Source organism: Mycolicibacterium sp. XJ879 (assembly GCF_053483935.1).
In genome coordinates this window covers 355,695-378,173 of record NZ_JBEFTH010000004.1, presented here as the reverse complement: position 1 = coordinate 378,173, position 22,479 = coordinate 355,695, and the positions used below count along the sequence as shown (strand labels likewise).

24 protein-coding genes are annotated in these 22,479 nt (G+C 67.6%); 7 read left to right on the top strand and 17 right to left on the bottom strand.

The window, feature by feature from the left end:
- A complete protein-coding gene (locus tag ABQF13_RS12360; protein WP_448393026.1) occupies positions 1-429 on the bottom strand; it encodes a hypothetical protein in 429 nt (142 codons plus the stop codon).
- An 89-nt stretch (positions 430-518) separates the two neighbouring features.
- Between ABQF13_RS12360 and idi the strand changes: the two genes are divergently transcribed.
- Entirely contained in the window at positions 519-1,070 is a 552-nt protein-coding gene (gene idi / locus ABQF13_RS12355) for an isopentenyl-diphosphate Delta-isomerase (RefSeq protein WP_448393025.1), read from the top strand.
- Here idi and ABQF13_RS12350 read toward each other — a convergent pair.
- From ABQF13_RS12350 to ABQF13_RS12310, 9 genes are all read right to left on the bottom strand, one after another.
- On the bottom strand, positions 1,042-2,076 hold the full coding sequence (locus ABQF13_RS12350) for a DUF5914 domain-containing protein (protein WP_448393024.1): 1,035 nt from the start codon (positions 2,074-2,076) through the stop codon (positions 1,042-1,044). The two genes, idi and ABQF13_RS12350, sit on opposite strands and share 29 nt — an antisense overlap.
- Complete coding sequence (locus ABQF13_RS12345) at positions 2,060-3,592, bottom strand: FAD-dependent oxidoreductase (protein ID WP_448393023.1); 1,533 nt, start codon at positions 3,590-3,592, stop codon at positions 2,060-2,062. The genes ABQF13_RS12350 and ABQF13_RS12345 overlap by 17 nt, the downstream gene beginning before the upstream one ends.
- A complete protein-coding gene (locus ABQF13_RS12340) occupies positions 3,589-4,296 on the bottom strand; it encodes a class I SAM-dependent methyltransferase (RefSeq protein ID WP_448393022.1) in 708 nt (235 codons plus the stop codon). The genes ABQF13_RS12345 and ABQF13_RS12340 overlap by 4 nt, the downstream gene beginning before the upstream one ends.
- Positions 4,293-4,622, bottom strand: a complete 330-nt coding sequence (locus ABQF13_RS12335) for a lycopene cyclase domain-containing protein (RefSeq protein WP_448393021.1) — start codon at positions 4,620-4,622, stop codon at positions 4,293-4,295. The genes ABQF13_RS12340 and ABQF13_RS12335 overlap by 4 nt, the downstream gene beginning before the upstream one ends.
- Positions 4,619-4,954 carry a lycopene cyclase domain-containing protein gene (locus ABQF13_RS12330; protein WP_448393020.1) on the bottom strand — a complete coding sequence of 112 codons (336 nt, stop codon included), beginning with the start codon at positions 4,952-4,954 and terminating at the stop codon, positions 4,619-4,621. Before ABQF13_RS12330 ends, ABQF13_RS12335 begins: the two co-directional genes overlap by 4 nt.
- Before the next feature lie 2 nt (positions 4,955-4,956).
- On the bottom strand, positions 4,957-5,913 hold the full coding sequence (locus ABQF13_RS12325; protein ID WP_448393019.1) for a phytoene/squalene synthase family protein: 957 nt from the start codon (positions 5,911-5,913) through the stop codon (positions 4,957-4,959).
- Entirely contained in the window at positions 5,910-7,427 is a 1,518-nt protein-coding gene (gene crtI / locus ABQF13_RS12320; RefSeq protein WP_448393143.1) for a phytoene desaturase family protein, read from the bottom strand. The genes ABQF13_RS12325 and crtI overlap by 4 nt, the downstream gene beginning before the upstream one ends.
- 14 nt (positions 7,428-7,441) lie before the next feature.
- A complete protein-coding gene (locus tag ABQF13_RS12315; RefSeq protein ID WP_448393018.1) occupies positions 7,442-8,545 on the bottom strand; it encodes a polyprenyl synthetase family protein in 1,104 nt (367 codons plus the stop codon).
- Positions 8,546-8,721: 176 nt separating this feature from the next.
- Entirely contained in the window at positions 8,722-9,210 is a 489-nt protein-coding gene (locus ABQF13_RS12310; protein WP_448393017.1) for a TspO/MBR family protein, read from the bottom strand.
- A gap of 196 nt (positions 9,211-9,406) precedes the next feature.
- Here ABQF13_RS12310 and mbp1 point away from each other — a divergent pair, with 196 nt between their 5' ends.
- Complete coding sequence (gene mbp1, locus ABQF13_RS12305) at positions 9,407-9,649, top strand: microaggregate-binding protein 1 (RefSeq protein ID WP_448393016.1); 243 nt, start codon at positions 9,407-9,409, stop codon at positions 9,647-9,649.
- 57 nt (positions 9,650-9,706) lie between these two features.
- Here the strand turns inward: mbp1 and usfY are convergent, their stop codons facing one another.
- The 4 genes from usfY to ABQF13_RS12285 all read right to left on the bottom strand — a co-directional run bounded on the left by usfY (position 9,707) and on the right by ABQF13_RS12285 (position 11,837).
- Positions 9,707-10,015, bottom strand: coding sequence for a protein UsfY (gene usfY / locus ABQF13_RS12300; RefSeq protein ID WP_448393015.1), 309 nt, complete (start codon positions 10,013-10,015; stop codon positions 9,707-9,709).
- Between the two features lie 56 nt (positions 10,016-10,071).
- Positions 10,072-10,704, bottom strand: a complete 633-nt coding sequence (locus tag ABQF13_RS12295; protein WP_448393014.1) for a flavodoxin family protein — start codon at positions 10,702-10,704, stop codon at positions 10,072-10,074.
- The gene (locus tag ABQF13_RS12290; RefSeq protein ID WP_448393012.1) at positions 10,701-11,072 is read right to left on the bottom strand and encodes a hypothetical protein; all 372 of its coding nucleotides are present in this window, start codon (positions 11,070-11,072) and stop codon (positions 10,701-10,703) included. The genes ABQF13_RS12295 and ABQF13_RS12290 overlap by 4 nt, the downstream gene beginning before the upstream one ends.
- A gap of 84 nt (positions 11,073-11,156) precedes the next feature.
- Positions 11,157-11,837, bottom strand: coding sequence for a PAS and ANTAR domain-containing protein (locus ABQF13_RS12285; protein WP_448393011.1), 681 nt, complete (start codon positions 11,835-11,837; stop codon positions 11,157-11,159).
- Between the two features lie 114 nt (positions 11,838-11,951).
- Here ABQF13_RS12285 and ABQF13_RS12280 point away from each other — a divergent pair, with 114 nt between their 5' ends.
- Positions 11,952-12,506: a restriction endonuclease gene (locus ABQF13_RS12280; RefSeq protein WP_448393010.1), complete on the top strand. Its 555-nt coding sequence runs from the start codon at positions 11,952-11,954 to the stop codon at positions 12,504-12,506.
- A 46-nt stretch (positions 12,507-12,552) separates the two neighbouring features.
- Here ABQF13_RS12280 and ABQF13_RS12275 read toward each other — a convergent pair whose 3' ends face one another.
- A complete protein-coding gene (locus ABQF13_RS12275; RefSeq protein ID WP_448393009.1) occupies positions 12,553-13,392 on the bottom strand; it encodes an SDR family oxidoreductase in 840 nt (279 codons plus the stop codon).
- A gap of 108 nt (positions 13,393-13,500) precedes the next feature.
- On the opposite strand from ABQF13_RS12275, the gene ABQF13_RS12270 reads away from it, so the two are divergent.
- From ABQF13_RS12270 to nei2, 3 genes are all read left to right on the top strand, one after another.
- Positions 13,501-14,136 (top strand): TetR/AcrR family transcriptional regulator, encoded by a 636-nt coding sequence (locus ABQF13_RS12270; RefSeq protein WP_448393008.1) that lies wholly within the window; start codon positions 13,501-13,503, stop codon positions 14,134-14,136.
- An 82-nt stretch (positions 14,137-14,218) separates the two neighbouring features.
- Complete coding sequence (locus ABQF13_RS12265; protein ID WP_448393007.1) at positions 14,219-18,748, top strand: ATP-dependent helicase; 4,530 nt, start codon at positions 14,219-14,221, stop codon at positions 18,746-18,748.
- Between the two features lie 2 nt (positions 18,749-18,750).
- Positions 18,751-19,512, top strand: a complete 762-nt coding sequence (gene nei2 / locus ABQF13_RS12260; protein WP_448393006.1) for an endonuclease VIII Nei2 — start codon at positions 18,751-18,753, stop codon at positions 19,510-19,512.
- Here nei2 and ABQF13_RS12255 read toward each other — a convergent pair.
- Positions 19,509-20,615 carry a fatty acid desaturase family protein gene (locus ABQF13_RS12255; RefSeq protein ID WP_448393005.1) on the bottom strand — a complete coding sequence of 369 codons (1,107 nt, stop codon included), beginning with the start codon at positions 20,613-20,615 and terminating at the stop codon, positions 19,509-19,511. The two genes, nei2 and ABQF13_RS12255, sit on opposite strands and share 4 nt — an antisense overlap.
- Before the next feature lie 16 nt (positions 20,616-20,631).
- On the bottom strand, positions 20,632-21,720 hold the full coding sequence (locus ABQF13_RS12250) for a ferredoxin reductase (RefSeq protein WP_448393004.1): 1,089 nt from the start codon (positions 21,718-21,720) through the stop codon (positions 20,632-20,634).
- A gap of 69 nt (positions 21,721-21,789) precedes the next feature.
- On the opposite strand from ABQF13_RS12250, the gene ABQF13_RS12245 reads away from it, so the two are divergent.
- Positions 21,790-22,470 (top strand): TetR family transcriptional regulator, encoded by a 681-nt coding sequence (locus ABQF13_RS12245; protein WP_448393002.1) that lies wholly within the window; start codon positions 21,790-21,792, stop codon positions 22,468-22,470.
- Positions 22,471-22,479: the final 9 nt, after the last annotated feature.

Here is a 22,479-nt window from a genome sequence, read left to right as displayed (position 1 = left end):
TCACGGCCGGCGTTCGTGGCCGCGACGTCCGTCGGTGCGGCGGCGTTCCTTCATCTCCTCCTCGAAGACGTGGCGCTTACCGCCCTGTAGTTCGTCACGCACTTGCCGCTCGTGTTGACGAAAGACCGACCAGTAGTTGTCGTCGAAGTCCTCGACGATCTGAAAGGTCCAGCGGCCGTGGAGGACGTTTCGGCCAACGACTTCGACCTCCAGCCGATCCGCGACCGCGTCGTGGCCCGCCGACCGCAGCTTGTCGCAGGCCTCGCCCAGCAACAGGTCGGCATGCCCGATCAACTGGTGAAACGAGTACAGGTCACCGCGGGCGCGTTCAACACATTCCAGGGCCTCCGACACTGCGCCGACGGCCTCGACGGTCGCATCGTCGAGACCCTCCGGGCGCCGGCCCTTCTTTGCTTGCAGCTCGTTCATGAAAGGTGCGATACCCATTGCGGGTCGGATTGCATCGGAGCAAACCGCATCGTTTTCGCTCCGACGGGTAGAAGTAGGTGGTGACGGAAATGACGGTGACCACCGGCGAAGACCTGGTGGTGTTGGTCGACGAAGCCGGACGGCAAGTGGGCACCGCGGCGAAGTCGGTCATACATCACCGCGCGACGCCGCTTCATCTGGGCTTTTCCTGCTATGTTTTCGACGCCGCCGGCCGTGTCCTGCTGACCAGGCGTGCGCTCGGCAAACTCACCTGGCCCGGGGTGTGGTCCAACTCGTTCTGCGGGCATCCGGGCCCTTCCGAGCCCGTCGCCGAGGCGGTGCGCCGTCGCGCACGCCAAGAACTCGGCCTGTCGCTCGCGGCGTTGCGATGCGTGCTGCCGGAGTTTCGCTACCGGGCGGTGGCCGCCGACGGCACCGTGGAGAACGAAATTTGCCCGGTGTTCTACGCACGCACCGACGAGCCCGTGCAGGCCGATCCCGACGAGGTCATGGAGTGGCGGTGGGTGCCGTGGTCGGATCTTCGGTCCGCGGCGGCGCTGCCTTGGCTGATCAGCCCGTGGGCGGCCGAGCAGGTGCCGCTGTTGGATGCGGCTAACTGCCCGGATCGTGATCGCGGATGAGGTGCGCGCGCCGCAGCGCGAACAACCGCTCCGCGTAGGCGAGGTCGTCTTTCCACAGCCGCGTCGCGGCCTGCCGCATCAACGGTGTGATCAGCGGCGCGGCCCGCAGCGCGTGCGTGAAACCCGGGCGGTCGGAGTGGGCGACGACGGCCTCGATGACCGCCGTGCGCGGTAGCCCGTCGGGTCCGTTCCCGAGGGGGGTGGCGTGTGTTTCCACGGTGCTTCCCGCACCCTCGCCGTCGAGGATCCGCATCACGATGGTCCGCGGTTCGGGGCTGGTGAACTCGGCAACGACGGGAACGCCGAACCGCCCGATCCGGAAGGTCACCGCGACCAGAAAGCGGTCTGATGTGTCGCAGACGTCGTGGCCCACCGGCGGCGAGGAAAGCACTTCCAGTTTGGTGAACGAATACGGATGAAACCATGCCCCGTGCCACGGGTCCATCCGGTTCGCGATGACGTCGCGCGGTTCGCAGGTGCCGACCAGGCGGGTGACGGCGTGTATCCGGGCGCCGTCCGGACGTTTCGGCAGCACCGGTCGCTCCGTCGGTGTCTCCCCGCCGACGGTATCCAGCCGCACCCAGGCCAACACGCCGTCGTCGTACGCGGAATAAGGGGTCCAACCGGATTGGCAACCACCCGACAGCCGCAGCCCGTGCCAGGCGCAGATCAGCGCGCCGTCGTCGACCTTTCCCGTCGACAGGTCCGCACCCAGGTGAGGACAGGCGCCCGGGCCCACACGCAAGGCGTTGCCGGTGCCGCGCCATGCGACCAGTTCGCGGCCCGCGACGACGGTGCCCAGCGGGCGGCGCCCAATGCTGTCACTGGCGGCGAACGCGTACCAGTTTCCGCTGCGGCGCGCCTGCGAGCGCCGCAGTGCAGAAGCAATGACGGCCGGTGACGCGTCGCGGTGGGTGGGCGGCTGCGCCGACCACCGTGACGGCGGAAGCAGCTGAAACGGCCAGGTTTTCGAGAGTTTCGAACGCATCTCAGCCAGCACGCTCATCGCTGGTGCGCCTTTCACTGGTGGCAAGGCGGCGCAGCACCGCCGAGCGGCCCTGCGTCGGGACGGTGTGCAGGGTGTGTCCGGTGATGCCGAAGCGCGCCAACAGCTGGTTGGCCGCGGTCCACCCGGTGGTCGCGGCGCGCTCCATCAGCGCGACCGGCAGATCGATGCGAACACCGTCACCGGCCAGCGCCAGCGTGTCATATGGCGTCGTCACACCCGGACGGGCGGCAAAATCGCCTGGGGCAAAACGCGGGCAGTCGGCGCGGCGCAGGACCCGTTCGCCGATCACGCGCATGTCGCTGGTCTCCGGATACAGCTCGTGAAGCCGCTTGAGGAGCTGCTCTTCGACCTCCGGTCCGGCGGCGGCGTAGGCGTGCAGTTCGACCACCGAACCACCTGTGCGGGTGTGCCAGTCGGCTGCCTCGCGCTCGTAGCGCTCGAGCACGCTCACGTTGTCCAGCGGCGAGAGCCCGCCGGTGCCCAGAAACGCTGCCCGCTCGGGCCGGACCGAACCGTCCAGCCACAGCCGTTGCACCACGAAGGGCGCCGCGGCGCCCAGCGCGGCGATTTGGTTGCGCCACACCTCGGTGCCCAGATCGGGTGAGTTGGCGACGATACGTTGCAGCGCGCCGACCTCGGTGGCCAGCACCACGCCGTCGACATGGAGCACGGCACCTGAGTCGCAACGGATCTCGAACCTGCCGCCGGATCGTACCTCGGTCACCGTCACACCGGTGTGGAATTGCACACCGCGCGACTCCAGATAAGCGCGCAGCGGGTTCCACAGCGCGACATCGAAGTTCGCGTTCGCGACGTCGAAGACCAGCCCCTCGCTGGAGCCCAGGAAATAGATGTGAAACATGGTGGCCAGTTCGGCGGCCGACAGCTCTGCGGGTTTGGCGAAGAAGCTGCGCGAGAACACCTCGAAAGCCAAGTGCCGTGCCGCCTCCGGGAAGTTGATCGCCTGCAGGAAGGTTTCGGCGTCGACGTGGTCGAGGCGGTGATAGGTGTCGGGCACCGACACCGCGGCCAGGGGCGCAGCGGCGCGCGCGTTGAGGCGGATCAGGTTCCGCAACCGGAAGGTGGGGCTGCGCATCGCGAACGCCAGCGCGTTCCACGGCGGGGTCCGCGGCAGACCGCGGAAGGTGTCTTGGCGACCGCGCGCGTCGACCAGCGGGTAGTCCGCCACGGGCGTTAACATCGACAGGGTTGGGTCAATGCGGCGCAGCAGCTTTCGCAGGTTGTAGTACTGGCGGAAGAATGCGTGGAAGCCGCGGTTCATCGCGACCGGTGTGCCGTCGTCGAACGTATCGGTCCAGCCGCCGACCCGGCCGCCCAGATACGGCTCGCGTTCGACGACGTCGACGCGCACGCCGCGTTCGGCCAGTCCGGTGGCCGCCGCCAGCCCCGCGATGCCGCCGCCCACCACCACCACGTGCGGTGTGGTGCCCAGCATCGCAGCGCTTTCCGCACCCGCCGCTGCGGTGTGCGTGACGCGCCGCGGATCGGTCATGCCGGGGCCTTCGCGAGGAACGTGTGCACGATATTGCGCTGCCAACCGGGCATGGTGTGGCTGCTCACATCGGTGAACCCGTTGGTGCGCAACCGGTCCCGCAACTTCCCGGCGCCGTCGAAGACGTTCACGCTACGCCGCAGGTAGGTGTACAACGATGCGTCACCGTTGCGGATCTTGCCGCTGGGGATGATGATCGTCACGCACACCGCATTCCACAGGGCGGTGGCGAACCGCGAGTCGCGCACGGAGTACTCATGGGCGGCCAGCGTGCCGCCTGGTGCCAGCAGCGCCAGGAAGTCCTGCAACTGGGCATCCGGGTCGGCGAGGTTGCGCAGCAGGTATGCCGCGAAAATGCCGTCGAACGGGCCCTCGACGCCGGCATCGGTGAGCGTCTCGATGCGGCTGTGCACGAACCGCACCGACGGCGGCCACCGCTTGGCGCGGGCTTGGGCCAGCATGCCCGCCGAGCCGTCCACAGCGACAATCTCGGCCTGTGGTGCGACATGCAGCAGCGCCGCGGTGGAAGCCCCGGTGCCGCAACCGGCATCGAGCAGCCGTAACCCACGGCCGTTGTCCGCCAACTTCATTCGTTGCGCCGACAACCGCAGATGGCTGTGGTATCCGGGATTGGCGTCGACCAACTTGTCGTAGGTGCCGGCCGCCGCGTCGAATGCCGCGGGCACATCACCCCGGATGCTCATACCGTGTCCTCCTCACGGTCACGCAACCGCTGCCGCTCCCACAACAGCAGCACGGCGGTGACCAACGCCCATCCGAACAGGAAGTCCTCCACCGGGATGTCGAACGGAAACCGCAGACCGCTGGTGTGCTGCTCGTCGTATATGACGATCGGTGCGCTCAGTTTGGTCAGCCAGCCGTCGACGGGGATCTGGAAGCCCAGCACGATCGCCATGGACAGCCAGTACGCCGGCCGGCGGAACAACCCGGTGCGTAAGAACTTGATTTCCCACAGGCACACCGCGATCACCGCCAGCACCGCAGGAAGCGTGTAGCCCAGACCCGTCATGACGAGTGCACCGACTTACGCTTTGCACGTTGCAGGATCGTGTCGACGGCATTGTAGGTGAGCAACCCGCACAGCGGTATCACAAAGAAGAACAGTAGTTCCTCCAGCGGCATGATGCCGACAAGTTCGACACCGGTCACGTACAGCGGGTTGAAGGTCCACACCTGCGCGAGAATGGCCACCACATCCCACAGTACGAACACGGCCGCCACCGGCAGGATCGCCGCCGCCGCCCGCCACGCGCGGCGGTAGACGCCGGCGCCGAAGAACTCGAGCGGTGCGGTGATCGCCAGGCATCCGGCGAGCACGAGCAAGTAATGCCAGCGGTCCACGTCTAGACCCTGTTCTCTCGTAACCGGGTTCGCCATGCCTTGACCAGCCCGGCCGCGGCGACGCGGATGCGTCGGCCATTGCCGACCGCAGCGCGTTGGCTGAAGATCGCGAAGTCGATGTCCTCGATACGGTCGAGTATCTGTGAGTACAGCGTCAGCGCCGCCGATATGCAGGGTCGAGAACGCGGCGAAAGCAGCGCAATGCCTTGCTGCGCATACTCGTAGGTGCGCTGGGTGGTGGCGTGTTGTTCGACCAGCGCACGACGTACCCGCGCATCGGTTCGGCGATGATCGTGGCACCACGACAGCACATCCCGGTCGACGCGGTGGGCGGCCAACTCGTCGGCCGGCAGATATACCCGTCCGCGCTGCAGGTCTTCGTCGACATCGCGCAGAAAGTTGGTGAGCTGGAAGGCTTTTCCAAGCGCGGCGGCGTACGGCTCGGCTTCCTCGCGGGAGCTGACCGTACCGAGGACGGGCAGCAGCTGCAGCCCGATCACCTCGGCCGAGCCGTGCATGTAGCGCTCCAGCGCGGCGCGGTTCGCGTAGTCGGTGACGGTCAGGTCCATCCGCATCGAGTTCAGGAAGTCGTCGAACAACTCCCATGGAATGTTGTACTTGCGTGCGCTGTCCACCACCGCGGTCAGCGCGGGATCGTCGTCGTCTTCTGTCGGGGGGCTACCGGAAGCCATACGCGAAAACAGCTGGGTTGCCAAGCATTGCAACCGCTCTGCGCGCTCGGCGGTCGTCAATGCCGGATCGAAATCGTCGAGGATGTCGTCGGCGCGTCGGGCGAAGCCGTACAACGCATGCACGGCGGGGCGTTGTTCGGGAGCGAGGAGGCGGGTGGCCAGAAAGAATGTCCGGCCGTGTTCGGCGTTGAGTCGGCGACAGCATCGATAGGCGTCGCGAAGTGCCGGGTCTCGGACGCCGGCAGCGTCCAGTTCGGAACTGATCATGACTGCACCACCTGTGAACTCCTCGGCCGGGTCGGTACCCCGGTGATCCGGTCGGCGGCCAACCGACCGGACAGCAGGGCTGTCGGCACCCCGACACCCGGCACTGTCGACGATCCGGCGAGCACGACGTTGTCGACGCCGCGGACGATGTTGGCTGGCCGAAACGGCCCGGTCTGAGCGAAGGTGTGCGAGAGTGCGAACGGCGTGCCTGCGGCCATTCCTTGGCGCTCCCAGCCCGCGGGGTCCACCGCGTGCAGGAGCTCGGCGTCGCCGCCCAGGTGCGGCAGCCGCTCGACGGTCCGGTCAAGTATCTCGTCGACGTATGCGTTGCCGACCTCGGCCCAGTCCACCTTTCCCACAGCGGTGTTCGGCGCGGGTGCGAGGATGTAGAGCAGGTCGCGTCCGGCAGGCGCCAGGCTCGGATCGCTGGCGGTCGGCCGCGTCACCAGCAGTGACGGATCGGCCATCAGTTGCCCGTCGTCGATGATGTCGCGGAAGGTCTGATCCCACGAGTCCCCGAAGACAATGGTGTGGTGACCGGAGCCCGCCGCACCGGTTCGCGCTGCCGCGCAACCGACATGCGCGACGACTGCGGACGGGGCGGGCTGCAACCGCAGCAACCGCCGGGGCGTGCGCCCGAGCAACCGGTAGGTGTCGGGGAGTTCGGTCGTCAGCACTACCGCGTCGGCCGCGATGGCATCGCCGGTGTCGGTGTGTACCGCAGTCACCCGGTCACCGCGGTGCGCCAAGCTCGAAACCACGGCGCCGTACCGGAATTCGACGCCGGCATCGGATGCCGCGGCGGCCAGCGCGTCGGGCAGCGCCCGTATACCTCCGCGCGGAAAGTAGACGCCGGAGATGGTGTCCATGTAGGCGATGACGGCGTAGACGGCCAGTGCCCGCTGCGGTGGGACGCCGGCGTAGAGCGCCTGGAAGGTGAATACCCGGCGCAGCCGCTCGTCGGAGATGAACCGCCGCACCATGCGGTCCCAGCGCCGGAAGCCGCCGATGGCGGCCAGCCGCGCCAACTGCGGCGTCAGCAGCGCCAGCGGTGAGTCGAAGTTGGCCGCGATGAACCCGTCGAACTCGACGCGGTATAGCCGGGCGAGCCAGTTCCGCAGCCGCACATAGCCTTCGGCTTGCGCCGGACCCGCGAACCGCTCCACCTCGGCGGCCATCGCAGCGGCGTCGCTGTGCACGTCGATACCGCTGCCGTCGGCGAACGACGCGTGGTAGGCGGGGCGCACCGGCATCAACTCGAGCCAGTCAGCCATCGATTCGCCCACGGCCGCGAAGGCGTCTTCGATGATGTCGGGCATTGTCAGCACGGTCGGACCGGTGTCGAGCCGGTACCCGTCGAGATCCATCCGGCCGACCCGGCCGCCGGGGTGCACACCGCGTTCGACGACGGTGACCGCGCGGCCCCGGCCTGCGAGCTGTAGAGCCGCCGACAGCCCGGCCAGCCCGGCACCCACCACGACGACGTGATCGCAGCTACCGCCGACGGTCCGCATGCGTTTCACCACCCTCATGCTGCTCGCGTCGTACACGTTGCGGCCATGTCGACCAACGCTTTTTGAACCTGTCCGCTGATCTCGGGTGTTCGGATGCCGTCCAGCGCACGGCACACTCGCTGGTCGATCATCTGCTCGATCCACCGAACGGCTCCGGTGGCAGCGATCAGGTGGCGCCAGCGCTCGATATCGGTCCCGTCGACGTGTGTTGCGCGCATCAACGTGGCCAACTCGCGGCGCAGCGGGGCATCGGCGAGGTGGTAGGCCGATACCACGACGCTGGTGGCTTTGTGCTCGAACAGATCGACGCCGGCCGGTTTTCCGGTTACCGACTCCGACCCGAAGACCCCGAGCAGGTCGTCGCGCATCTGGAACGCTTCGCCGATCGCCTCACCATAAACGCCGAGCGCGGCCAGCACGGCAGGACAGCATCCGGCGAGCGCAGCACCGATCTCAAGCGGTCTGCGCACCGTGTAGTTGCCCGATTTGCGTCGTGACACGTCGAGCACCTGATCCAAGGTGGGAAAACCTGCCGCGTCGTTGACCAGGTCGGCGAACTGGCCGACCGCGAGTTCGCTGCGCATCGCGTCGTATCGGGGCCAGGCCCGCGTCAGCGCCGCGGTTGCCACGCCGCTTTCCCGCAACATCTGTTCGGCCCACACCAGGCACAGGTCGCCGAGCAGCACGGCGGCCGACTCCCCGAAACGGTCCGACGATCCGGTCAGCCCCCGCTCGCGGTGCCAGCCCGCGAAGGCCACGTGGGCGGCCGGACGGCCCCGCCGCAGCGTGGCACTGTCCATGACGTCGTCCTGTAGCAACGCGAACGCGTGCAGCAACTCCAAACTGGCCGCTGCGCGCAGCGCCGCGGGGTCCTCGTCCTGGCCGCACAACCAGCCCAGGTACATAAACGTCGAACGCAGACACTTGCCGCCGGTGAGAAAGCCCCGCAAGACGTCGCCGGTGATCTCGACGCCGGTCTTACCGAGCTGATCGGCACCGTGGTCGGCGACAAAGCTCGTCACCGCCTCCGAGACGGCGTTGCGCACGCTGGCACGCCACGAGGCAGCGGACACCGGCGCCGAGGCAAGGGCGCATATCCCTGCGTCACCTACACTCAACGTTCGGTCCTTTTTTCGTCCGGCGTTGACTTCACTACCCACTTCGACGAGAAATGAACCGCCGAACCGGTTCCTGCCGGTGTTTTCTCACCGAACGCCGGTGGATGCGCCCCGGTCGCCCGAGGGAGCGACGCTACCCGCGGAACGGATACTGCTGTGCGCCAACAGTTATCGCATCACCGGCGTCGATTGAGCAACCAGATGTGGGTGGACAGCGCGGTCGCGAACGCACACCAGGCCGGGTAGGGCGTCAGCGATAACGCACTCTTGCCGCTGGCTGCCGCGGCCCTACGCGTGAGATCGGCGCTGCTTGCCGTCAGGGCACCCGCGGTGATCGCGGCCAGGCCCAGGCGACGCTGGCTGAAGAACACCCAGGACCAACTGGCGTTGAGCAGTAGGTTGATCGACAACGCCGCAGCAAACGTCTTCCGCCGGTTGTCGTCTCCGACGCTCCGGCTGTCATCGAGGGCCCGCGCCGAGACCAGGGCGATGTCGGTGTACAGCAGCGGCCACACGATCGGAAACACGGTGCTCGGCGGCTGGTACGGCGGCTTGCGCAGCTTCTTGAACCAAGATGACTCTGCGTTGGGTCCCGTCGCCGCGCCGCCGACGAGGGCGGTGGCGGTGACAGCGGCTGCGACCGCCCCAAGTGTCTTGATACGCAAGGTGACTCCGTTCTATAGGTCCTGGTCAGCACTCATTGCCGCGCTACGTCCTGAGTACCCAGGCCGTGCGCCTTCGACTCACCACTGCGTTTAGCCCGTCGTCGACCAGGGAACCCGGTCGTAGCGTGGGGAAATCCCCCCGTTCGGCCTGGAAACGGGCAAGACCGATGCACTGCACATAGGGGAAAGGCGACCAATGGCAGAAGAGAACACCGGTCCCAAAGAAGGCATCAAGGGTGCCGTCGAGGACGTCAAGGGTAAGGCAAAGGAAGCGGCTGGCACGGTGACCGGCCGCGACGACATGGTCCGTGAGGGTAAGGCCCAGCAAGACAAGGCCGACGCCCAGCAGGACGCCGCCAAGAAGGAAGCCGAGGCCGAATCGGCTCGGGGTGGCGCCAAGGCTGCTGAGGAGCGCCAGGAGTCTGAACAGCGTCCGTAGGCAGACAACAGAAAGAGGCCCAGCCGGCCAAATCGGCTGGGCCTCTTTTCTGTCGGGTCAACTGCTGGGTCGTTGCCGTTGTGATTCTGGATGCTCTGCGTGCCAACGGTCTTCGATCTTTCGCACCCGGAGGTGTTCAATCGCGAACCAGCCGAAAGACACGATGAACAGGACGGCGGAAATGCAGCCCAGCGTCACGCCTACGGTGTGGTGGGTGGTCGCGTGCGCGGCCAAGGCAGCGACGAAGGCGACCAGCGCCAGGCCGAGCACCACGAGCGCCGGCATGTTCTTGGTGTCTTTCATGGTCTCGCCGGCGTGCGGACGCGTGGTCCGGGAATGATCGACAGGATCGTTCGGGCTTTTCATGGCTACTCCTCTCCCGGCTAGAACTACCCGACCACGCTGGGAAAGAAACGCCGACGTCACTGGTACGGCGGATATTGGTCATTGCGCAGCAGGTTGGCAAGGTGAGCGGCGTTGCGCCCAAGGCCCGCGGTGGTCTTGGCCACCGGCTCGGGCACCTCGTCCAGATCCTGGTAGTCCGTGGACTGCATCGCCTCGCCGGTCCAGTAGGTGCCGCCCTGCGCCGGGATGGAGAACCCGATGTCGTTGAGCCCCTGGAACATGTCCGCGATGATCTTGTGCGCGCCATCCTCGTTGCCGACGACCCCAACCACTGCCACCTTGCCGACCATCGCCGGTCGTCCGGCGTCGTCGGTGGTGGACAGCTCGGCGTCGAGGCGCTCCAGTATGCGCTGCGCGATGCTGGATGGATGCCCGACCCACACCGGGGTGGTGAGCACCATGATGTCGGCGTCGATCAGCTTGTGCCGGATCTGCGGCCATTGGTCACCGTCGCCCATATCGGCCGCCACGCCGGGCGATATCGCGTAGTCCACAGCCCGCAGGATCTCGGTTTGCACGCCCGCGCCGCGAAGTTGCTCGCAGATGTGCTGGGCCATCAGTTCGCTGCTCGACGGCGCGGGGCTGGGCTTGAGGCTGCACACCACCGCCACGGCGGTCAGCGGCTGTTGGGTCCCGGTCGGTGTGCTCATAGGCCGAACACCGCGGGCGCCGTCACCGAGGGCATGCTCATGGTCACGACGAGCAACGTCAGGGTGAGCAGGACCCAGCCCGCGCCATGCCACGCCCAGAACGACTCGCGCCTTCGCCATGCCTGGTAGGTGCGGACGAACGCGCGCAGCGCGCCGAGCAGCAGGATGGCGGGTGCACCGAGCGTCAGCAGGGCGCGCTGGGGTGCGCCGCAGGCCAACGTGTCGTAAGTCGCTCCTGAGCAGGTGCTCAGCCATACCGCGGCGGTGACCAGATAAGCGATACCGGCCACCCCGACGAGCACCGTGAAGCGGACCGCGTCGCGCGTTGCCGAATCGACGTGGCGCAATTCGCCTGGATGCTGGTGCACTGCCTGTATCTCCCCGGTTCGCTGGTCGCAGCGCCGTCCTACCACGGCGGGGAAAACATTCCCGGTGCCTCGGCCGAATAAACCTCAGGCTTCGACGCGGATATGCGCGGTCAACAGCAGTCGGTCATAGCTGGACCGGGGCGGCAGCTCTTCGTCGTAGTTGAGCTCCAAGAAGTCTTTGGCGATTTGCTCGGCGAGGAGCCGCAGCTTGGTGTTGGTCTCCTGCGAACGCCACTTGAGCAGTTCGAACGCGGATTCGGCGTGAATTCGGTAAACGACCATCAACATGCCTTTGGCCTGTTCGATGACGCTGCGCGCCTCGGCGATCTCGGCGACCGCTGCGGTGACCATCTTGTTCTGATGCTCGGTCATCGCGGGTGTGACGTCGACGTAGAAGCCCTGGGTCCCGATCACTTCACCGGCGTCATCGACGATCTGGTCGCCGACCACGACGACGTGGTGCGTCTCGCCGTCGGTGTCGATGATGCGGTGGCGCGTGGAGAAGGCGCCAGCCGTGCGCCTGATCTCCTCCAGCGTGGCGGCGACCTGGCGGTAGTCCTCGGGATGTTTGTGCGACAGCACAAGACCCGTGGTGGGCTCGACGGTTCCCGGCTCGTATCCGTGCATCCGTTGCACTTGCGGTGACCATTCCCACCGCTCATCGGCGAAGTAGAAGCGGAACCACCCGACGCGCTGCGGGTCCCCGCCTGCGAGGGCGTGCTCGGCGGACGTCTGCCCTTCGAACTCGACCAGCTCATCAGACATGCCAGCTAGATTAACCCTGTTCAGACGGGTAAACATTGGACCTGTTCAACAATTCGCAATGTGGACGTCGCCCAGCGGGGCGGAATTGTCCGTACCCCGGCCTACCATGCGGCTGTGCGGATCAAGGTGTACCTGCTCACGGGCATCGTTTCAGCTACCGCTGCCTATTTGCTAGGTTTCGATGTCACCTGGAGCATCGTGATCGGTGTGTTTGCGCCGGTGCTGCTGGCGGCCGCGCCGTCGTTTCTCGCAGGCACCTTCGTCGGGCTTCGGACCGCGCCGGATCCGGCGGATGCCATGTCGGGCACCGAGTTCGAAGACCACGTGGCGCGGATAGCTCGATCCTGCGGGCAGCCGGTCATCATGACGTCGCTGACCGGCGACTGGGGCGTCGACATCATCGTCGGCAGACGGCCGAACCGGCTGGCCATCCAATGCAAGCGCCAGTCACGCCCCGTCGGCACGGCCGCGGTTCAGGAGGTGGTGGCCGGCGCGCCGATGCAGGACTGCGCCAAGACCCTGGTGGTCACCAACAACGACTTCACCCCTGCGGCACGCAAACTCGCGGAGTTGCACGGTTGCGAATTGGTCAGCGGCGCAGAGCTACGCCGACTGCCCGCGACGATACGGCGGCTCACGCAGCCTGCGGCGCCGACGGAGGTCAGCTGAGCACGTCGCGCGGCTACGGCAGCACGACGCGCGAACATGGGGTCGACTAGAGCATCGGCCGTCCGCCCGTGACCGCGATCCGCGCGCCGGTCACATAGCTGCCCTCGTCGGAGGCCAGCATCACGTAGACCGGCGCCAGCTCGACCGGTTGGCCGGCGCGGCCCAGCGGGGTGTTCTCACCGAACTGCTTGACCTTCTCCGGCGGCATCGTCGAAGGGATCAGCGGGGTCCAGATCGGGCCCGGCGCAACGCTGTTGGCGCGGATACCCTTCTCGCCGAGCATCTCGGCGAGGCTGGCCGAGAAGTTCGCGATCGCGGCCTTCGTCGCCGCGTACGGCGCCAGCTTTGGATTGGGCATATCCGAGTTCACCGAGGAGCTGCCGATCACCGAAGCGCCGGCGCCCATGTGCGGCAGCGCCGCCTTCACGAGGTAGAAGTAGGCGCCGATGTTGAGCCGGAACGTGTAATCCCACTCCTCGTCGCTAATTTCGTCGAGAGTGTCGTGTGTCATCTGGTAGGCAGCGTTGTTGACCAGCACATCGATGCCGCCGAACTCCTGCACTGCCTTGTCGACCACCGCGCGGCAGTGCGCCGGATCGGACAGGTCGCCGGGCATCAGGACGCACTTGCGGCCCGCATCGCGCACATAACGCTCGACGTCCTTGGCGTCCTCGTCCTCGTTGAGGTAAGCGATCAGCACGTCGGCGCCCTCGCGGGCGTAGGCGATCGCGACCGCGCGACCGATTCCGCTGTCCCCGCCGGTGATGATTGCGCGTTTACCCTCGAGCCGACCCGAACCGCGGTAGCTCGTCTCGCCGCAATCCGGTACGGGGTCCATCTTGGCTTGGACACCGGGTGGTGGCTGTTGTTGCTCAGGAAAGCCCACTTGCGATCGCCCTCCTCCGTAGTGTTGGGTGAGCCGACACACCGAGTACCCGCACCGGGCCCGGCAAACCGCTGCGCTTGTTGCACATGTGTCAATTAAGCTGGCGGCATGTCCGAACCCAGGCGCCGGCTCTCCCCCGACGACCGACGAAACGAACTGCTGGCGCTCGGCGCCGAGGTGTTCGGACAACGGCCCTACGACGAGGTCCGCATCGACGAGATCGCCGAACGCGCAGGGGTTTCCCGCGCCCTGATGTACCACTATTTCCCCGATAAGCGGGCGTTCTTCGCCGCCGTCGTGCGCGCGGAGGGCGAACGGCTCTTCGAGGCCACCAACACCCCGCCGAAACCCGGCCAGAGCCTTTTCGACCAGCTGCGCGAGGGTGTGTTGGCCTACCTGCGCTACGACGACGAGAACCCGTACGGCGCATGGGCGACGTACGTCGGCATGGGCCGCCACGATCCCGTGCTGCGGGGCATCGAGGACGTCGACAATGAACGACAGGCCAACCGGATCCTCGCGCGGATCCGCGACGCCTGCGGTGTCGAGCTGGACTCCAAGGTCGAACGCGACCTGCGCATCCGGGTCTACGGCTGGTTGGCGTTCACCTTCGAGATGTGTCGTCAGCACGTGCTGGAACCCTCGGTCGACGTCGACCAGGTGGCCGAGGCCTGCGCGCACGCCCTGCTCGACGCGATCCAGCGGGTGCCCGGCATCCCCGCATCTCTGCACGACGCTTCGTGATTTCGGTGCGCATACGATCGATCGCCGAGTGTTTGCGCACCGAATTCGCAGAAATGTCGGACCCTATGGGCACGATGGGTAGATGAGCTCCACCGCGCTGTCCCGGTTCAGCGAGTTGACCAGGGAGTGGTTCGCGGGCACGTTCGCCGAGCCGACGCCCGCGCAGGCCCAGGCCTGGACTGCCATCGCCGACGGCGACAACACGCTGGTCATCGCGCCGACCGGGTCGGGTAAGACGCTCGCGGCGTTCATGTGGGCCATCGACCAGCTGGCGGTCTCCGAACCGCCGAGCGCCGGAGCAGGCACCAAAGTGCTCTACGTATCCCCGCTCAAGGCGCTGGCCGTCGACGTCGAACGCAACCTGCGCACCCCGCTGACCGGCATCGGCCGGGTGGCCGAACGGCGCGGTATGCCCGCGCCCGGCGTCACCGTCGGGGTGCGTTCCGGCGACACCCCGCCCAAACAACGTCGTGAGCTGATCCTTCGACCGCCGGACATCCTGATCACCACGCCCGAGTCACTGTTCCTGATGCTGACGTCGTCGGCGCGCGAAACGCTGGCCGACGTCCAGACGGTGATCGTCGACGAGGTGCACGCCGTCGCGGGCACCAAACGCGGCGCGCATCTGGCGCTGTCGCTGGAGCGGCTCGATCAACTCAACGACAAGCCCGCCCAACGCATCGGGTTGTCCGCCACCGTGCGCCCACCCGAGGAGGTGGCGCGCTTCCTGTCCGGTCAGCAGCGCACGACGATCGTCGCGCCGGCAGCGGCCAAAACGTTCGACCTGTCGGTCCAGGTGCCCGTGCCCGATATGGCCGCGCCGAACAACCAATCTATTTGGCCCGACGTCGAGCACCGCATCGTCGACCTGATCGAGGCGCACAACAGCTCGATCGTGTTTGCCAACTCGCGCCGCCTCGCCGAGCGGCTGACCTCGCGGCTCAACGAGATCCACGCCGAACGCCTTGGCGTCGACGTGCCCGACGAGCACAACCGGCAGGTCGGCGGCGGCGCTCCGGCCCAGCTGATGGCCAGCGGCGCGTCCTACGGCGCTCCGACGCTGCTGGCCCGCGCCCACCACGGGTCGGTCAGCAAGGAGCAGCGCGCGCAGGTCGAGGATGACCTCAAAAGCGGCCGGCTCAAGGCGGTCGTCGCGACCTCCAGCCTGGAGTTGGGCATCGACATGGGCGCGGTCGATCTGGTGGTCCAGGTCGAGTCGCCGCCGTCGGTGGCCAGCGGCCTTCAGCGCATCGGCCGCGCCGGCCACCAGGTCGGTGAGATCTCACAGGGCGTGCTGTTCCCCAAACACCGGACGGACCTGATCGGCTGCGCGGTGACGGTCAACCGGATGCGCTCCGGGGAGATCGAGAGCATGCGGGTGCCAACCAACCCGCTCGACGTGCTGGCACAGCACACGGTGGCCGCGTGCGCGTTGGAACCGCTCGACGCCGACGGTTGGTTCAATACGGTGCGGCGCAGCGCCCCGTTCACGACATTGCCGCGCAGCGCGTTCGAGGCCACGTTGGACCTGCTGTCCGGCAAGTACCCGTCCACCGAGTTCGCCGAGTTGCGACCCCGCCTGGTCTACGACCGCGACACCGGCACGTTGACGGCCCGGCCGGGTGCGCAGCGGCTCGCGGTCACCTCCGGCGGCGCGATCCCCGACCGCGGCCTGTTCACCGTCTACCTGGCCACCGACTCCGAAAAGCCATCGCGGGTAGGCGAACTCGACGAGGAGATGGTCTACGAGTCCCGGCCCGGTGACGTCATCTCGTTGGGTGCGACCAGTTGGCGCATCACCGAGATCACCCACGACCGGGTGCTGGTGATTCCCGCGCCCGGGCAGCCGGCCCGGCTTCCGTTCTGGCGCGGTGACGCGGTCGGCAGGCCCGCCGAACTCGGCGCCGCGGTTGGCCAGTTCACCCGCGAGCTGTCCCAGCTGGGCCGCGATGAATTCGACGCCCATTGCCGCTCAATGGGTCTCGATGATTTCGCCACGGACAACCTGTGGCGGCTGCTCGACGATCAGCGCCAGGCGACGGGTGTCGTGCCCTCCGATGCGACGTTGGTGGTCGAGCGGTTCCGCGATGAGCTCGGCGACTGGCGGGTGATCCTGCACTCCCCCTACGGTCTCCGGGTGCACGGCCCGCTGGCGTTGGCGGTCACGCGCCGGCTGCGGGAACGCTACGGCATCGAGGAGAAGCCGACCGCCTCCGACGACGGCATCATCGTGCGGCTGCCCGACACCGACGAGGCCGCCCCCGGCGCCGACCTGTTCGTGTTCGACGCCGACGAGATCGAGCCCATCGTCACCGCCGAGGTGGGCGGTTCGGCGCTGTTCGCGTCCCGGTTCCGCGAATGCGCCGCCCGCGCACTGCTTTTGCCGCGCCGCCATCCCGGTAAACGCTCCCCGCTGTGGCATCAGCGGCAACGCGCCGCGCAGCTGCTTGATGTCGCACACAAGTATCCGGACTTCCCGATCGTGTTGGAGGCGGTGCGCGAATGCCTGCAGGACGTCTACGACGTGCCCGCGCTGACCGAGCTGATGCACCGGGTGGCGCAGCGCCGGCTGCGCATCGTCGAGGTCCAGACCGTCACCCCGTCGCCGTTCGCGGCGTCGCTGCTGTTCGGGTACGTCGGTGCGTTCATGTACGAAGGCGACAGCCCGCTGGCCGAGCGGCGCGCGGCCGCGCTGTCACTGGACAGCGTGCTGCTGGCCGAACTGCTGGGCCGGGTGGAGCTGCGCGAGCTGCTCGACCCTCAGGTCATCGCGCTCACGACGCGCCAGCTGCAGCACCTGGCCGAGGACCGTCTGGCGCGCGACGCCGAGGCGGTCGCCGACCTGCTGCGGCTGCTGGGCCCGCTGACCGAACGTGAGATCGCCGAACGCGCGACGACGGAGGAGGTGGGACCCTGGCTGGACGGGCTGCGCGCAGCCAAGCGCGCGTTGACGGTCACGTTCGCCGACCAGACATGGTGGGTGGCCGTCGAGGACTTCGGGCTGCTGCGCGACGGTGTCGGGGTGGCGGTGCCGGTTGGCGTGCCGGCGGCCTTCACCGAGTCGGTCGCCGACCCGCTCGGTGAACTGCTCGGCCGCTACGCGCGCACGCACGGGCCGTTCAGCACGCATGACGCGGCGAGCCGGTTCGGACTGGGGTTGCGGGTCACCGCCGACGTGCTGAGCAGGATGGCGGTCGACGGCAAGGTGATCCGCGGCGAGTTCACCACCTCCGAAACGGAGGGCGAACAGTGGTGTGACGCCGACGTTCTCAAGATCCTGCGGCGTAGGTCGCTGGCGGCGCTGCGGGCTCAGGTCGAGCCGGTCAGCACCGCCGCGTACGGCCGGTTCCTGCCGTCGTGGCATCAGGTCGGCTCGCACAATGCGGGCATCGACGGGCTGGCCGCGGTCGTGGAACAACTCGCCGGAGTGCCGCTTCCGGCTTCGGCGGTCGAACCGCTGGTGTTCGGTCAACGGGTGCGCGACTACCAACCGGCGATGCTCGACGAACTGCTGGCCTCCGGCGAGGTCATCTGGTCGGGCGCCGGTCAGATCGGTTCCGGTGACGGATGGGTGGCGTTCCACCTCGCCGAGTCCGCGCCGATGACGCTGGGCGTGCCGGCGGAGATCGAGTTCACCGACGCCCACCGGGCGATCCTGCAGACGCTGGAGGGCGGCGGCGCCTATTTCTTCCGTCAGCTCGCTGACACCTTCTTCCGTCAGCTCGCCGACAACAACCCGACAGACGAGCTCAAACAGGCGCTGTGGGAGCTGGTTTGGGCCGGCTGGGTCACCGGCGACACGTTCGCCCCGGTACGGGCGGTGTTGACCGGGTCCAGGAGCCCCTCAGGTCGGCGCGGCGCCCCGGCGCATCGGCAGCGGCAGCGGCCTCCCCGGCTGAGCCGCTACAGCGTCGCGCACGCGCAGACCCGCAGTGCCGATCCGACGGTGGCGGGACGCTGGTCGGCATTGCCCGCCGCTGAGCCGGAATCCACTGTGCGCGCACACTTTCACGCCGAGCAGCTGCTCAGCCGCCACGGTGTGCTGACCAAGGGCGCGGTGGCCGCCGAGCAGGTGCCCGGCGGCTTCGCGATGCTCTACAAGGTGCTGACGGCGTTCGAGGAGGCGGGCCGGTGTCAGCGCGGCTACTTCGTGGAATCGTTGGGCGGGGCCCAGTTCGCGGTGGCTTCGACGGTGGACCGGCTGCGCACTTACCTCGACGGGGTGGATCCCGATCGCCGCGAGTATTCGGCGGTCGTGCTGGCCGCCGCCGACCCGGCCAACCCCTACGGCGCGGCGCTGCCGTGGCCCGGACAGGGGCCGGGCCGCAAAGCCGGTGCGCTGGTCACGATCGTCGACGGGGAGCTGGTGTGGTTCCTCGAGCGGGGTGGCCGCACGCTGCTGAGCTTCAGTGACGATCCCGAAGCCCACGCCGCGGCCGCCGCGGCCCTGGCCGACATGGTCGGCAGCGGCCGCGTCTCGTCGCTGCTCGTGGAGAAGGTCAACGGCAGTTCCGTGCTGGAACCGGGCGCCGAGGGCCAGCGCGCAGCGGTGCACGAGGCGTTGACGGGCGCCGGGTTCTCCCGCACCCCGCGCGGTTTGAGGCTGCGGTAGCGATGCCCGAAGGTGACACCGTCTGGCACACCGCCGTCATCCTGCGCGACGCCCTCGAGGGTCAGACGCTGACGCGCTGTGATGTGCGGGTGCCCCGCTACGCCACCGTCGACCTCACCGGCCGGGTCGTCGACGAGGTCGTCAGCCGCGGCAAGCACCTGTTCATCCGGGCCGGCGATGCGAGCATTCACTCGCACCTGAAGATGGAGGGCAGCTGGAAGGTGCACCCGCGAAACAAACCCAGCAGGGTCGGCCATCGGATCCGAATCATCCTGGAGACCCGCGACGTGCAGGCGGTCGGAATCGACCTCGGTGTGCTCGAGGTGCTCGACCGTGAGCAAGACACCGACGTCGTCGCCCATCTGGGCCCGGATCTGCTCGGTGACGACTGGGATCCGCAGGTGGCGCGGAGGAACCTGACCGCCGATCCCGATCGCCGACTGTCCGAGGCGCTGCTGGACCAGCGGGTGATGGCCGGCGTCGGCAACGTGTACTGCAACGAGTTGTGTTACGTCACCGGCTATTTACCGACCACACCGGTCAAGCGCGTGCACGACCCGCTGCGGATGGTGCAGCGGGCCAGGGACATGTTGTGGCTGAACCGGTCTCGGTGGAACCGCACCACCACCGGCGACACCCGGCGCGGCAACCAGCTGTGGGTGTACGGCCGTGGCGGTGAGCCGTGCCGTCGCTGCGCCACCCCGATCGAGTTCGACCAGGGTGGCGAGCGGGTCACGTACTGGTGCCCGGTCTGTCAGACCTAGGCTCGCGACGGCAGCGCCAGCTTGGCGATCTTGCGCACGACTGTGGCGAACTGGCGCGGCAGCGAACCCGCGTTGTACGGGATGCCGTAACGCTGGCAGATGTCGCGAACCTGCGCGGAGATCTCGGCGTGCCGGTGCGCCGGAATGTCGGGGAACAGATGGTGCTCGATCTGAAACGACAGGTTGCCCGACAGCAGGTGAAACAGCTTGCCGCCGGTCAGGTTCGCCGAACCGAGGATCTGTCGGAAGTACCACTGCCCGCGGGTCTCGGCCTTGGTCTCCTCGATGGAGAACTCCTGGACGTCGTCGGGGAAGTGGCCGCAGAAGATGATCATGTACGCCCACACGTTGCGCACCAGGTTGGCTGTCATGTTGCCGGCGAACACCCATGGCGCGAACGGGCCGGCCAACAGCGGGAACGCGACATAGTCCTTCAGCGTCTGGCGCTTGGTCTTGTGCCAGATGCCCTGCAGGATCTCGCGCTTGTCGGACAGCGAGATCTCGCCGGCGCGGATGCGTTCCGTCTCCAGTTCGTGCAGTGCGACGCCGTATTGAAAGAGCACCATCAGCAGAAACGCATACACCGGGTTGCCGAGGAAGTAGGGCCGCCACTTCTGCTCGGGGCTCATCCGCAGGATGCCGTAGCCCACGTCGCGATCCATGCCGACGATGTTGGTGTAGGTGTGGTGCATGTAGTTGTGCGAGTGCCGCCACTGGTCGGCCGGACATGCGGTGTCCCACTCGAATCCGCGGCTGGAGATCGTCGGGTCGCCCATCCAGTCGTACTGGCCGTGCATGACGTTGTGGCCGATCTCCATGTTGTCGAGGATCTTCGACAAGCTCAGCATCGCCGTGCCGGCCAGCCACAGCGGCGGCAGGATTCCGCCGAACAACAGCGTGCGCCCGGTGACCTCCAATGTGCGCTGCGCCTTGATGACCCGGCGGATGTAGTCGGCGTCGCGCTCGCCGAGGTCGGCGATCACGCGTTCCCTGATCGCGTCGAGTTCACGGCCGAACGCTTCGGTCTGCTCGGGGGTCAGGCTGATCGTCTTGCCGGCGACAACCTTCTCCATGGTCTTGGGTGCTGTGGTGGTGACGGTCATTTCGACTCCTTCGGATCTAGAGCGCAAGGTCGACGTCACCGACGGGGACGGACACGCAGATCTGCACGTCCTCCTCGTCGACGCCCGACGTCGCGCCGGTGATCAGGTTTTTCACCGCGCCGCGGGTCTTGCGGCGGGTGCAGCTGTGGCAGATACCCATCCGGCATCCGCTTTCGGGGGTCAACCCGGCGGCCTCGGCCTGTTCGAGCAGCGGCCGGCCGTCGTCGGTGACGCTCAACCCGCTGTCGGCGAAACTGACTGTGCCACCGGAGGTTTCGGTCAAGGCGTCGAAGACCGGCGGCACGAAGCTTTCGCAGTGCGCGTCGGGACGCAGCTCGCGCACCGCATCGGCCAGCCCCGGCGGGCCACAGACGTAAACCGCGTCGGCGTCGGGCATCGCGGCGGCCAAGTGCTCCGGGCCGAACCGGCCCTGCAGGTCCGCACCCGCCGTCGAGCGGGTGTAGCCGTAGCGCACCTTGACGCCGGCCGTGTCCGCCAGGGCGTCGAGCTCGGCGCGGTAGCAGACGTCGTCGGCGCCGCGCGCGTAGTGCACGAAGGCGACCTCGCCGCAATAGCCCTGCGCCCGCAGCGTGCGCAGCATCGACATCACCGGCGTGATGCCGCTGCCGCCCGACACCAGCAGGATGCGCTGCGGCCAGGTGGCGGGCGGACCGCTCGGCAGGGTGAAGTCGCCGCCGACGCTGTCGAGGCCCACCACCATGCCCGGGTGTGCGTGCTCGTTGAGGTACGTCGACACCAGGCCGCCGTCGTGGCGGCCGATCGTCAGCTCGATGTAGCGCGCTCCGGCGGCGCTGGCCGGTGAATACGGCCGGGTGCGCCGACGGCCGTCGATCTCGACCGTCAGGTTGATGTGCTGGCCGGCGCGAAATCCGGTGAACGCCTGATTCGGCTCGAGCGTGAGGGTGACGCTGCGCGCGGTCTGTCGCCGCACGCCGATCACCTTCGCCCGAGCCTCCCCCGACGTCCAGGTCGGGGCGACAAGCTCGGTGTATCGGTCCACACCGTGCGGTCCGGTGAGCAGGTCCACCAGCGGTGAACCCAGCACCCGATCGCGCAGCCCCCGCGTCAAAGTTTGAGTGAACATATGTATACCGTGCGTGGCTGGACTGGCGGAGGTCAAGAGAATGTCGCTGCTTGTGGTACGTTTCACAGAGTGAACAGTCGTACGCCTAGTTCACGAACAAGCCGTTCGGGTAAGAGCAGGTCGCGGTCGCGGGACACCCTGTCCCGGGAAGAGCGCAAAGAAGCCACCCGCCGGGCGATCGTCACGGCCGCGCTGCGGCTGCTCGAAGAACGCAGCTTCGCCGCGCTCAGCCTGCGCGAGGTCACCCGTGAAGCCGGCATCGTGCCCGCGGCGTTCTACCGGCACTTCGAGTCGATGGAGGCGCTGGGCCTGGTCCTCATCGACGAGTCGTTCCGCGCGCTGCGCGAGATGCTGCGCGGCGCGCGCTCGGGCAAGCTCGATCCCAACCGGGTCATCGAGTCCTCCGTCGACATCCTCATCGACGGTGTGAACGAACGACGCGAACACTGGCGCTTCATCGGACGTGAGCGCTCCAGCGGGCTCACCGTGCTGCGCTACGCGATCCGCACCGAGATCCGGTTGATCACCTCCGAGCTGGCGATCGACCTGGCCCGGTTTCCCGGGCTCAACACCTGGAGCTCCGAGGACCTCAACATCCTCGCGACATTGTTCGTCAACTCGATGATCTCGATCGCCGAGGCCATCGAGGACGCGCCCGACCCGCGCGCGCAGGACGAGATCCGGCGCATCGCGGTCAAGCAGTTGCGGCTGATCGTGGTCGGCGTCACCGGGTGGCGCAGCGCGGGTTAGCGTGTGGCG